The sequence below is a fragment of the Rathayibacter rubneri genome, from assembly GCF_023743255.1.
Lineage (GTDB): Bacteria > Actinomycetota > Actinomycetes > Actinomycetales > Microbacteriaceae > Rathayibacter > Rathayibacter rubneri.
Genome location: NZ_JAMRYM010000106.1, coordinates 1 through 10,618 on the forward strand (window position 1 = coordinate 1; position 10,618 = coordinate 10,618).

The following is a 10,618-nucleotide window of genomic DNA, read 5'->3' on the forward strand; positions in this document are numbered from 1 at the left end:
CTCCTCCCCCTCGAAAGGACCCCGTGCGCTCCCGCTCCACCCTCCTCCTCGGCGCCCTCGCCCTCGGCCTCACCGCCTGCTCGACCGACGCCGCTCCGCCCGCCGCCGACGCCGCCGGCGACGGGCACGGAGCGGTCTCGGGAGCCGCCGAGCTCGCCGAGCCCCGCCTCGGGCTCACCTGGATCGACCCGGAGGGAGCCGTCTCGCACCTCGATCTGCTCGACGAGAGCGTCGCCGAGCTCGGCGCGATCGGCGCGCCCACGGCGATGACGACCGACGGGCGCTACCTGTTCGCGCAGACCGCCGACGGCGTCGAGGTCGTCGACAGCGGCGTCTGGACCTGGGATCACGTCGACCACTTCCACTACTACCGCGCCGACCCGCGGCTCCTCGGCACGGTCGAGGGGGAGGGCGAGGCGGTCGTCGCCACGACGAACCTCTCGACGTCCGGCGGCACCGGGCTCTTCTTCCCCGAGTCGGGCGAGGCGGTGCTGCTCGACACCGAGGCGCTGTCGACGGGGGAGATCAGGGAGTCGTTCCGCCTCGACGCCGAGCCGGGCGCCGGGATGGTCGTGCCGGTCGGATCCTTCGCGCTGGTCGCCGAGGGCGGTGGAGCCGTCACCGGGTACACGGCCGACGGCGAGCCCACCGGCCTCGTCGAGGACTGCCCGCAGCCGGCGGGGACGATCACCACCCGTGTCGGCGCCGTCGTCGGCTGCGCGGACGGCGCGCTGCTCGCCACCGTCGAGGGCGAGGAGCTGAGCATCGAGCGGATCCCGTACCCCGACGGCGCCACCGCGCCCGCCGCCACGAGCTTCGCGAACCGCGAGGGCCGGCCCGCGGTCGCCGGGCTCGCCGGCACCGAGGGGATCTGGCTGCTCGACACCCGGGCCCGCTCGTGGACCCTGCTGCCGGCTCCGTCGCCCCTCGTGCAGGTGACCGCGGTCGACGACGAGGACGACCACGTGCTCGCGCTCGCCGAGGACGGCCGCGTGCTCGTGCTCGACGGAGCGGACGGAGCGGTGCTGTCGCAGACGGAGCCGCTCGTCGTGGAGTCGCTCGCCGCCGGTCTCGCGCCGACGCTCGTCGCCGACCAGCAGCGCGCCTACCTCAGTGCGCCCGCCGAGAGCGCCCTCCACGAGATCGACTACGCCGACGACGCCCGCCTCGCGCGCTCGTTCGCCACGGCGACCGAGCCGGCCTTCACCGCCGAGACGGGGCGATGACCGTGCGACGACTCCGCCTCTCCCTCGCCGCCGCCGTCCTGCTCGCCCTGTCGGGCTGCTCCGCCGCGGCCGACGACCGCCCCCTCGTGATCGTCTCGACCAACATCCTCGGCGACGTCGTCGAGCGCCTCGTCGGCGACGAGGTCGAGGTCGTGACGCTGATGAAGCCGGACGCCGACCCGCACTCCTTCGAGATCTCGGCCCAGGATGCCGCGCGGCTCCGCTCGGCCGACCTCGTCGTCTCGAACGGCCTGGGCCTCGAGGAGGGACTGCAGCAGCACCTCGACGCCGCCGCCGACGAGGACGTCGCGGCCTTCGTCGCCGGTGACGCGATCGACGTGCTCGACTACAGCTCCGACGACGCCGAGGGCAGCCCCGACTCGCACTTCTGGACCGACCCCGCCCGCATGATCGACGTCGTCGACGCGCTCGAGCCCGTGCTGGCCGAGCTGGACGGAGCGGAGCCGGCGGCGATCGCGCGGAGCACCGCCGGGTACCGCGCCGAGCTCGAGGCGCTCGACGCCGAGATGACGGCCGCGTTCGCCGCGATCCCCGCCGAGCGCCGTGCCCTCGTCACCAACCACCACGTCTTCGGCTATCTCGCCGACCGCTTCGACTTCGACGTCGTCGGCGCGGTCATCCCCGGAGGCACGACCCTCGCCGCCCCGTCCGCCTCCGACCTGGCCGACCTGGTCGAGGCCGTCGAGCAGACCGGCGTCCCCACGATCTTCGCGGAGTCCTCGTCTCCCGACCGCCTCGTCCAGGCGCTCGCGAGCGAAGCCGACGTCCGCGTCGAGGTGGTCGAGCTGTTCACGGAGTCCCTCACGGGCCCCGAGGGCGGCGCCCCCGACTACCTCGCCATGATGCGCGTGAACACGCAGCGCATCGCCACCGGACTCTCGCCCTGAGCGTCCACGACCACCACCAGGAGAACGACATCACCATGCGCACCCCCCGCCTCCGACGCGCGGGCCTCGGCCTGCTCGCCCTCGGCACGATCGCGACCCTCGCGGCCTGCTCCTCGAGCGGCGCCCCCGCGGCCGACCCGACCGCCGACCCGACCGCGACCGCCTCCGCCTCGGGCACCCGCGTCGCCGTCGCCTACGAGGGCGGCATCCTCGTCCTCGACGGAGAGACCCTCGAGACCGTGGCCGACCTGGACTCCGAGGAGTTCACCCGGCTCAACCCGGCCGGCGACGGCCGGCACGTCATGGTCACCATGAGCGAGGGCTTCCAGCTCCTCGACACCGCGGCGGGCGCTGACGGCGAGCCCGAGCTCACCGACGTCGTCTTCCCGGCCGACACCCCCGGCCACGTCGTCCGGCACGGCGGGAAGACGATCCTCTACGCCGACGGCACGAGCGACACCACGATCATCGAGACCGCCGACCTGGCCTCCGCCGAGGGCGAGCCCGAGGTCGAGACCATCGCGGGCGTCGAGGCGCACCACGGCGTCTCGATCGTCCTCGAGGACGGCACCTTCCTCACCACCGTCGGCACCGCCGACGGACGCACCGGCATCGAGGTGCGCGACGCCTCCGGTGCCGTGGTGGCGACGAACGACCAGTGCCCCGGCGTGCACGGCGAGGGCACGGCCGAGGGCGAGGTCGTGGTCTTCGGCTGCGAGAACGGCGCACTCGTCTACGACGACGGCGCGATCACGAAGCTCGAGGCGCCCGACCAGCCCTACGGCCGCATGGGCAACGCGTGGGTCAGCGAGACCAGCCCGATCGTCGTCGGCGACTACAAGGACGACCAGGACGCCGAGGGCTACCTCCTGCACCGCCTCGCCCTGATCGACACCGAGGCGAAGACCCTCGACGTCGTCGACCTCCCCGAGGGCGTCGAGTACACCTTCCGCGGCGTCGCCCGCGGGCCCCAGGACCTCGCCTACCTGATCGGCTCCGACGGAGCGGTGCACGTCATCGATCCCGAGACCGGAGGGATCACCGACTCGTACCCCGTGGTCGACGCGTGGGAGAGCCCCGTCGAGTGGCAGGACCCGCACCCCGCCATCACGGTCGCGGGGGACCTCGCGTACGTGACCGACCCGGCGGCCGACAGCATCCACGCGGTCGATCTGACCACTGGAGAGGTCGTCTCCAGCGCCGAGCTGGGCGTCACCCCGAACGAGATCGCCGTCGCCGCGAGCTGACGCGTGGTCGAGTCGGAGGGCGCGGGCTCATCGGGCTCCGCGCCCTCCGGCGTTCCCGGGCGGAGTCGCTGCGTGCGGCCCCGTTCCGGGCGCCGGTCCGACGTCGGGCCCCGTTCCGCGCCCACTCGCGGTCCCCGGGGCTCGTGACCGGACGCGGGACGGGCGCTGGTCCGACGTCGGGCCCCGTTCCGGGTCCACTCGGTGCCGGCGGGTCTCGTGACTGGACGCGATCCGGGTTCTGGTCAGGCGCGGGAGCCCGGTTCGCGTCCACTCGCGGTCGGGCGGTTCTCGTGACCGGACGTCATCCGGGCTCTGGTCGGGGGCAGGAGCCCGTCCCGCGTCCGCTCGTGCCGCCCGCGTCCGCCCGCGCCGGGAGTCCCGACCCGGAGCGGCGGCGACGCGTCGAGCGCCTCCGCCTCCGTGACAGCGCTCTCCGGAACCCCCTGGCGCCGCCGCCCGCGATGTGAGGGGATGGACGACGGTGCACGTCGACGTCCCCCGCCTCCCGCGGCCGGGACCGCGCACCTCCCTCAACGAAAGGTCGGGTCAGCCGTGCCGCTCAGCGTTCTGTTCATCGGAGGAACGGGCATCATCAGCTCGGAGGGCGTCCGCCGCGCCCTCGAGGTCGGACTCGAGGTGACCGTGCTCAACCGCGGGCGCACCTCGCTCCGTCCACTCCCGGAGGGGGCCCGCACCCTCACCGCCGACATCCGCGATCCCGCCAGCGTGCGCGAGGCGCTCGGCGACGAGCGCTTCGACGCCGTGATCGAGTTCGCCGCCTTCACCCCCGAGCACGTGCAGCAGGACATCGACCTGTTCACCGGCCGCACGGCCCAGTACGTCTTCATCAGCTCGGCCTCGGCCTATCAGAAGCCCCCGGCGCGGCTGCCGGTGACGGAGTCGACTCCGCTGCGGAACCCCTACTGGTCGTACTCGCAGGACAAGATCGCCTGCGAGGACCTGCTCGTCGCCGAGTACCGGCGCACCGGCTTCCCGGTGACGATCGTGCGGCCCTCGCACACCTACGACCGCACGGCGCTGCCGGTCGACGGAGGCTGGACCGTCATCGACCGCATGCGGCGCGGCCTCGAAGTGGTCGTCCCGGGCGACGGCACCTCGCTCTGGACCCTGACCCACAGCCGTGACGTCGCGGTCGGACTCGTCGGACTGCTCGGCGCGACGGCCGCGATCGGCGAGGCGTTCCACATCACCGGCGACGAGACGCCCACGTGGGACCGCATCCACCAGAACCTCGCGGCGGCGGCGGGGACCGAGGCCCGCCTCGTGCACGTCCCGTCCGACGCGATCGCCGCGGCCGATCCCGAGCTCGGCGCCGGGATCATCGGCGACAAGGCGCACTCCATGGTCTTCGACAACGCGAAGATCCGCGCTCTCGTCCCCGCGTACTCGCCCTCCGTCCGTTTCAGCGACGGGGCCCGCGAGATCGTCGAGTGGTACGACGCCGACGCGTCCCGCCGGGTCGTCGACGAGCGGATGAACACCCTGTTCGACACGCTGATCGAGCGGTACCGGCCCCGTCCGCTCTAGGGCGACTCCTCCGAGGGGTGCCGCGCGACAGGTGCGGCGCCCCCGTCAGGGGTACCTGGGCGTCCTCGCGCCGAAGCGCGGACAGGTTGTCTGCCAGAGTCGGAGGGCATTCCCCGGCGGCCATCGACCGGGGTCCCAGGGGAGAGGCGCCGACACGTGACGCAGAGTGCACCGATGGATCGAGCGGCGGTGCGGGAGCGCATCCGGCTCGCGGCGCTGGACGACCTCAGGATCGTCGGCACCGGGCCCGAGGAGCGGTTCGACCGGGTGACGCGGATGGCCAGGGAGCTGTTCGGCGTGCCGATCGCCGAGATCAACTTCATCGACCAGGACCACCAGTTCACGAAGTCGCCGCAGCGTCCGGGCGGCTCGCGCCTCACTCCGCGAGCCGACTCGTTCTGCGACGTGGTCGTCCAGCAGCCCGACATCGTCGTGGTCCAGGACGCGCTCGAGGACCCGGTCTTCGCCCACCGCGGGTCGGTCACCGGCCCGCCGCACGTGCGCTTCTACGCCGGCCGCCCGCTGAGCGTCGCCGAGGGCGCGCGCGTGGGCACCATCTGCCTCGTCGACACGGAGCCGCGCGATCTCAGCCCCGAGGACCAGGACCTGCTCGACGAGCTCGGCCTCTGGGTCGAGCGCGAGCTGATCCACTTCCGCGCCGTCGACCGCGCCGCCTGGACGCAGCAGCAGATGCTGCCCGCGCCGCTCCGGCACGGCGACGGCTTCTCCTTCTCCGGATTCACGCGGCCGCACTCCGACGTCGCCGGCGACTACTTCGCCGTCTCGGCGACCGAGGGGCGCGTCGACGCGACCCTCGCGGACGTCATGGGCAAGGGCTACTCCGCCGCCCTCGTCGCGGCGGCAGTCCGGTCCGCCTTCCAGGCGCGACCCGGCTGGGAGCCGGAGGCGGCCGTGGCGGCGGTCAACGAGCAGCTGCTCGCCGACCTCTCGGCCACGGGCACCTTCGCCACCCTGTTCCACGCGAGCGTCGACACGGCGACCGGCGGGATCCGCTACGCCGACGCCGGCCACGGGCTCACGGCGATCCTGCGCGCCGACGGCTCCGTCGAGCGGCTGACCTCCTCCGACTTCCCGATCGGGATCGGCGAGGGCATCTGCTGGGAGGCCCGCACCACGACGCTGCTGCCCGGCGAGGTCCTCGTCTCGTGCTCCGACGGAGCGCTCGACCTCTACGACGGCACACTGTCGGCTCTCGACGACCTGGCGGACCTCGTCCGGCGGTGCGCCGACGACGGCGCCCTCTTCGCCGAGCTCTCGGACCTCATCGACGAGATCGCCCCCGACGACGACGTCACGGTGCTCGTCGTCCGCCGCGACCAGGAGAACGGAGGAGGACGCTGATGCTGTCCCTCACCTATGTGAGCACCGCGACCGCGGAGCTCGACGAGTCGGCGCTCGCCGCGCTGCTGCGGCAGAGCCGCGAGAACAACGAGCGCTGCGGGCTCACCGGGATGCTCCTCTTCAAGTCCGGCCGCTTCATGCAGGTCCTCGAGGGCGAGGAGGAGCAGGTGCGCGAGCGCTACCGGATCATCGAGGCCGACGAGCGGCACACCGACGTGCAGCGGCTGCTGAGCGAGACGATCGACGCCCGGCGGTTCCCGCAGTGGTCGATGGGCTTCCCGACCCCGGAGGATGCCGACCTGCGCGCCGCCCCCGGCTACGACGACTTCTTCGCGACGCCGCTGCGGCGCCGCACCCGGTGGGAGGAGCCGTCGCGCGCGCAGCTGCTCCTGGACTGGTTCCGCCACCGGGCGTGACGGCGGGCGCGGCTCAGGACTCGGTCGGCTCCGCGTTGCGCTCGTCGGCGAGGTTCAGTCCGCCCGCGCTGTTCGCCGCGAGGACCAGGTGCTCGATCCAGTCCCGGTTGATGCTCGGGGAGCGACTGCTGGCGTACTCGAAGTGGATCGGCACGCCGTTGTCCATCCACAGCGCGTGCCGGCCCTCGATCGACTCGGGCTCCGGGCGCCACGAGACGAAGAACGCCTCGCTCCGCCGCAGCTTGACGCCGATCACGACCTGCAGGTGGAAGAGCGCCCGGTCCTCGAGGGTGAACGACTCGGTGCCGTAGTGCAGGTGGCCCATGATCTCTCCTGTGCGGCCGTGATGCGGCGGCCTCGGCACACCCTAGGGGCGCGACGGCACGCGTCGCACGCGCGCCGGAAACACGTCGAGAGAGCGCGACCACCCGCGTCGTAGGGGCGTCAGTCCGCGTCGTCGTCGGATCGGGACCCCGTGCTCCCGGCCCGCTTCGACCGCTCCGTCCCCAGGGCGACGAACGCGACGGCGATGGCGGCGAACGGCAGCGCCAGCGCCCAGTTGTCCAGCGTGATGCCGAGGGCGACCGCGAGCCCGAGGAAGGCGACCGCGACGCCGAGGTAGGTCTGCTTCTCCCCGGTCGACGAGCTCATCCTCCGACGTTAACCGGCGGTCGCGGGCGGCACCTCCGTCGGGCGGCGGATCCCTCCGCCGGGACCTCGGCCGATCGGAGGAGGGGCCCGATCAGGCCCGGTCGGACCCGCGGTCAGCCCTCGATCAGGACCAGGACCAGGAGGCGAGCACCGACTCGGCGAGGTCCTCGCGGTCGTCGTCCTCGACCGTGGGGCTGAAGGAGAAGGTCACGACGTAGGTCTGCTCGTTCTGCGTCAGGTAGTACTGCTCGATGCTGTACGACGCGCCCTGCGCGGTCAGCGCGGCGCTGAGGTGCGCCGACTCCGCCCCGGCGACCTGGACGCGGTCGCGGACCTCGACGTCGGTCGCTCCGGCGCCCTCGAGCTCGTCGGCGCCGGCTCCCTCGACCTGCTCCGGGGTGACGGCGCCGGCCGGGCTGAGGACGACGTTGACGTTGTCCGAGAAGCCGTCGGTGTCGGTGAGGTCGGCGGCGAGGGTGTCGGCGCCGATCGTCGACGGATCGGTGTCGGGGACGTCCCAGCCCTCGGGCACCGAGTAGAGGTAGCCGTCGCCCGCGACCTCGACGCCGGCGGCCGGGGCGGTGTCGATCTCGTCGACGTCGGAGCCGCCGTCGGACCCTCCCGCCGAGGTGCAGCCGGTCAGGAGGAGGGCGAGGGCGACGGTCGCGCCGAGGCGCTGGGAGCGGGACATGCCTCCACCGTAGGGCGACCTGTGTTCGCAGCGGGGCCGGACCCGTCCTGCCTGCGCGACCCCGTGCGGGGGGTGCGCCGCCCTCGCGTGACCGCCGGACGCCGCCGCCCGGTCGTGCTCAGCTCAGGCGCTCGAGGAGATGGACGACCACCTCGTCGCCCAGCTCCTTGCCGAGCTTCTTCCGCAGTGCCGCGCTGATCGAGAGCATGTGACCGCCGGTGCCGGTGGGCAGCAGTCCCGCCGTGAGCGGGAGGGCGTCGATCGTCGCGACGACCCGCACGGTCCTCCCCGTGCCCAGCAGGGCGGCGGAGTCGGGGACCTCGACGCACGACCAGAGGTCGCCCTTCACCGTCACTCCGATCGGGGCCGTGAAGGTGACGTCGAGCGGGGTCGGGTCGGTGCTCACGGGCGACTCCTCGTGCTGGGGGCGGGCTTCCGGTCGGGAGCCTAGCGAGGGGCTCCCGGCCGTGCACCCGTCACGCCGCGTACGCCGACGAGCCCGACCTCGGCGTGCTGCACCTCGATCTGCGCACGGCGCTCGAGACCGCGTTCACCGCGTCCCTGGTCGGGGTGCTGCCGCGCGCGTGAGTGACGGGGTCCGTCCTGTGCGGGAGCGCCGGGCCTTGCCCCTGCGGGCGCTCCGGACGAGGATCGAGCGGACCGCGAGGAAGGGGTGGCGATGTCGGAGCCGGTACCGCACGAGGCGCTGCACAAGGACGGCAGCATCCGGGGCCGCGGCTGGATGCTCGACGACGAGCTGCACGGGCACTGGGAGTGGTTCCGCCTCGACGGCACGCTGATGCGCAGCGGCTCCTTCGACCGGGGCCGGCAGGTCGGCGTCTGGACGACGTACGACCGCTCCGGAGCCCCGCACAAGGAGACGCACTTCGGCGAGTGACCGTGCTCCCGCTCCCGTGAGCGAGGATCGGGGGCATGGATGCACAGCCACGACTCCCCGACGGACGCGCCGACGGTGTCTGGTGCCGACTCGGGGAGCCGGGCACGACGGTGCGGATCGCGTCGTCCGGAGTCGACTGGATCTGCCTCGACGCGCAGCACGGAGCGTTCGACGACGCGGCCGTTCTCGCGACGATGCAGGCGCTGGCCGTCCTGCGCGAGCGGCCGCCCGTCGCCGTCCGTGTCGTGGAGCTCTCGGACGCCCTGATCGGCCGGGCGCTCGACTCCGGTGCCGACGTCGTGATCGTGCCGATGATCGAGACGGCGGAGGACGCGCGCGCGGCGGCCGCCGCCGCGCACTACCCGCCGGCCGGGCGCCGCAGCTGGGGGCCGATGGCCGACCTCCGGGGCGGGGAGGCCCCCTCGGCGGCCGAGGCGCGGCCGGAGCTGTGGGTCATGATCGAGACCCGCGCGGGCCTCGACGAGGTCGAGCGGATCCTCGCGGTGCCGGGCGTCGCCGGCGTCTTCGTGGGGCCGTTCGATCTCGCGATCGGGCTCGGAGTGGAGCTCGCCGACCTCCTCGCCGCCGACGCTCCCGGAGACCCGCTGCCGAGGATCGTCGCCGCCGCCCGCCGCGCGGGGAGGGGCACCGGCGCGTTCGCGGGGGATCCGGTGCGCGGCGGGCTCCTCCGCTCGCTCGGGTTCGACCGGGTCGCGGTCGCCACGGACCTGTCGCTGATCGCCGCCGGCGCCGCCGCGGTGCTCGGGACGGGCGTCGCCGAGCGCTCCGCCTACTGAGGGCGCCGCTGCGACCACCACCGCAGACCGGTGAAGGCCGCGCCCGCCACCACGACGTGGACCAGCACGAGGGCGATCGCGTCGGGCTCGACGAACTCGACCGTCCACCCCGACGGCGCCCACGGCATCCCGCCGAGCAGGGTGCGGGTGACGGTGAGCTGCGTCGCGTGGAACGCGATCGCGACGAGCAGCGGCCCCTCGACCGGCAGCCGCCGGGCCGCGACGAGCGCCAGCCCGAACAGCACCAGCTGCAGCACGTACGCGATCGGATCGCCCCCCGACGGGGTCGGCGACGGCGCGGCGGCCGTCCCTCCCAGCAGCGTCGTCACGGCCCACTCCACCGGGCCGATCACGAGCACGAGGAGCGGGAAGAGGGCGGTCGTGGCCGCGGTCGCCACGACGAGCCCCCACCCGTCGCGGAGGTCCGTCCACACCGAGCCCCGCAGGGCGAGCTCCTCGGGCAGCGCCTCGTAGAGCGTGATCACCGCGCCGTTCAGCAGCAGGAATCCGGCGACGGCGAGCGGATCGACGGACTCGACGCGGATCCAGCCGGCCAGCGCCGCGGGCAGCCAGACGGCGAGCCCCGATCCGACGCCGACGACGGCGCCGAGCGTGAGCGGGCGGAGCACGTGCCGGCTCAGCCCGAGGCTCGAGACGCTCCGACGGCCGCTCCGGCGCCGCAGCAGCACGATCGCGGGCACCACGAGGGCCGACAGGAGCACCGCCTGGATCGACACGACGGCGAGGCGCGGGAGGCCGACGGCCTGATCGAGTGCGGTGGCGGCGCCGATCGCGGTGCCGAGTCCGGCTCCGAGGATCAGCCAGGCGAGGAGCGCCAGGAGGAGCGACCGCGTCCGCGGCACGGGGCGGCGGT

The 10,618-nt window shown here is 73.8% G+C and carries 13 protein-coding genes; 8 read left to right on the forward strand and 5 right to left on the reverse strand.

Annotation, left to right across the window (positions count from 1 at the left end; all coding sequences use genetic code 11):
* The 6 genes from NB037_RS16725 to NB037_RS16750 all read left to right on the forward strand — a co-directional run.
* Nucleotides 1-1,226, forward strand: a 1,226-nt coding sequence (locus NB037_RS16725; RefSeq protein WP_279309045.1) for an ABC transporter, incomplete at its 5' end; no start/stop codon positions are given.
* Nucleotides 1,223-2,134 (forward strand): zinc ABC transporter substrate-binding protein AztC, encoded by a 912-nt coding sequence (aztC, locus tag NB037_RS16730; RefSeq protein ID WP_251947787.1) that lies wholly within the window; start codon nt 1,223-1,225, stop codon nt 2,132-2,134. The genes NB037_RS16725 and aztC, both read left to right, overlap by 4 nt.
* A gap of 35 nt (nt 2,135-2,169) precedes the next feature.
* The gene (gene aztD, locus NB037_RS16735) at nt 2,170-3,381 is read left to right on the forward strand and encodes a zinc metallochaperone AztD (RefSeq protein WP_251947788.1); all 1,212 of its coding nucleotides are present in this window, start codon (nt 2,170-2,172) and stop codon (nt 3,379-3,381) included.
* A gap of 552 nt (nt 3,382-3,933) precedes the next feature.
* Nucleotides 3,934-4,929, forward strand: coding sequence for an SDR family oxidoreductase (locus NB037_RS16740; RefSeq protein ID WP_251947789.1), 996 nt, complete (start codon nt 3,934-3,936; stop codon nt 4,927-4,929).
* A gap of 174 nt (nt 4,930-5,103) precedes the next feature.
* The gene (locus NB037_RS16745) at nt 5,104-6,291 is read left to right on the forward strand and encodes a PP2C family protein-serine/threonine phosphatase (protein ID WP_251947790.1); all 1,188 of its coding nucleotides are present in this window, start codon (nt 5,104-5,106) and stop codon (nt 6,289-6,291) included.
* Nucleotides 6,291-6,707, forward strand: coding sequence for a BLUF domain-containing protein (locus tag NB037_RS16750; RefSeq protein ID WP_251947791.1), 417 nt, complete (start codon nt 6,291-6,293; stop codon nt 6,705-6,707). Before NB037_RS16745 ends, NB037_RS16750 begins: the two co-directional genes overlap by 1 nt.
* 13 nt (nt 6,708-6,720) lie before the next feature.
* Here NB037_RS16750 and NB037_RS16755 read toward each other — a convergent pair whose 3' ends face one another.
* The 4 genes from NB037_RS16755 to NB037_RS16770 all read right to left on the reverse strand — a co-directional run bounded on the left by NB037_RS16755 (nt 6,721) and on the right by NB037_RS16770 (nt 8,455).
* Nucleotides 6,721-7,032 (reverse strand): DUF7882 family protein, encoded by a 312-nt coding sequence (locus tag NB037_RS16755; protein ID WP_251947792.1) that lies wholly within the window; start codon nt 7,030-7,032, stop codon nt 6,721-6,723.
* A 119-nt stretch (nt 7,033-7,151) separates the two neighbouring features.
* A complete protein-coding gene (locus tag NB037_RS16760; protein WP_251947793.1) occupies nt 7,152-7,358 on the reverse strand; it encodes a hypothetical protein in 207 nt (68 codons plus the stop codon).
* A gap of 124 nt (nt 7,359-7,482) precedes the next feature.
* A complete protein-coding gene (locus tag NB037_RS16765) occupies nt 7,483-8,049 on the reverse strand; it encodes a hypothetical protein (protein WP_251947794.1) in 567 nt (188 codons plus the stop codon).
* 118 nt (nt 8,050-8,167) lie between these two features.
* Nucleotides 8,168-8,455, reverse strand: coding sequence for a DUF1905 domain-containing protein (locus tag NB037_RS16770; protein ID WP_251947796.1), 288 nt, complete (start codon nt 8,453-8,455; stop codon nt 8,168-8,170).
* A 273-nt stretch (nt 8,456-8,728) separates the two neighbouring features.
* Here NB037_RS16770 and NB037_RS16775 point away from each other — a divergent pair, with 273 nt between their 5' ends.
* Nucleotides 8,729-8,947: a toxin-antitoxin system YwqK family antitoxin gene (locus NB037_RS16775; RefSeq protein WP_251947797.1), complete on the forward strand. Its 219-nt coding sequence runs from the start codon at nt 8,729-8,731 to the stop codon at nt 8,945-8,947.
* Nucleotides 8,948-8,982: 35 nt separating this feature from the next.
* Entirely contained in the window at nt 8,983-9,744 is a 762-nt protein-coding gene (locus tag NB037_RS16780) for an HpcH/HpaI aldolase family protein (RefSeq protein ID WP_251947799.1), read from the forward strand.
* Here NB037_RS16780 and NB037_RS16785 read toward each other — a convergent pair.
* A partial coding sequence (locus tag NB037_RS16785) for a CPBP family intramembrane metalloprotease (protein ID WP_251947802.1) occupies nt 9,738-10,618 on the reverse strand: 881 nt, incomplete at its 5' end. The genes NB037_RS16780 and NB037_RS16785 overlap by 7 nt on opposite strands.

Bases quoted from the DNA above. Each gene is read 5' to 3' on its own strand.
- NB037_RS16750 (WP_251947791.1), top strand. From the start codon at position 6,291: ATGCTGTCCCTCACCTATGTGAGCACCGCGACCGCGGAGCTCGACGAG.
- NB037_RS16775 (WP_251947797.1), top strand. From the start codon at position 8,729: ATGTCGGAGCCGGTACCGCACGAGGCGCTGCACAAGGACGGCAGCATC.
- NB037_RS16780 (WP_251947799.1), top strand. From the start codon at position 8,983: ATGGATGCACAGCCACGACTCCCCGACGGACGCGCCGACGGTGTCTGG.
- aztD (WP_251947788.1), top strand. From the start codon at position 2,170: ATGCGCACCCCCCGCCTCCGACGCGCGGGCCTCGGCCTGCTCGCCCTC.
- NB037_RS16765 (WP_251947794.1), bottom strand. From the start codon at position 8,049: ATGTCCCGCTCCCAGCGCCTCGGCGCGACCGTCGCCCTCGCCCTCCTC.
- aztC (WP_251947787.1), top strand. From the start codon at position 1,223: ATGACCGTGCGACGACTCCGCCTCTCCCTCGCCGCCGCCGTCCTGCTC.
- NB037_RS16760 (WP_251947793.1), bottom strand. From the start codon at position 7,358: ATGAGCTCGTCGACCGGGGAGAAGCAGACCTACCTCGGCGTCGCGGTC.
- NB037_RS16755 (WP_251947792.1), bottom strand. From the start codon at position 7,032: ATGGGCCACCTGCACTACGGCACCGAGTCGTTCACCCTCGAGGACCGG.
- NB037_RS16745 (WP_251947790.1), top strand. From the start codon at position 5,104: ATGGATCGAGCGGCGGTGCGGGAGCGCATCCGGCTCGCGGCGCTGGAC.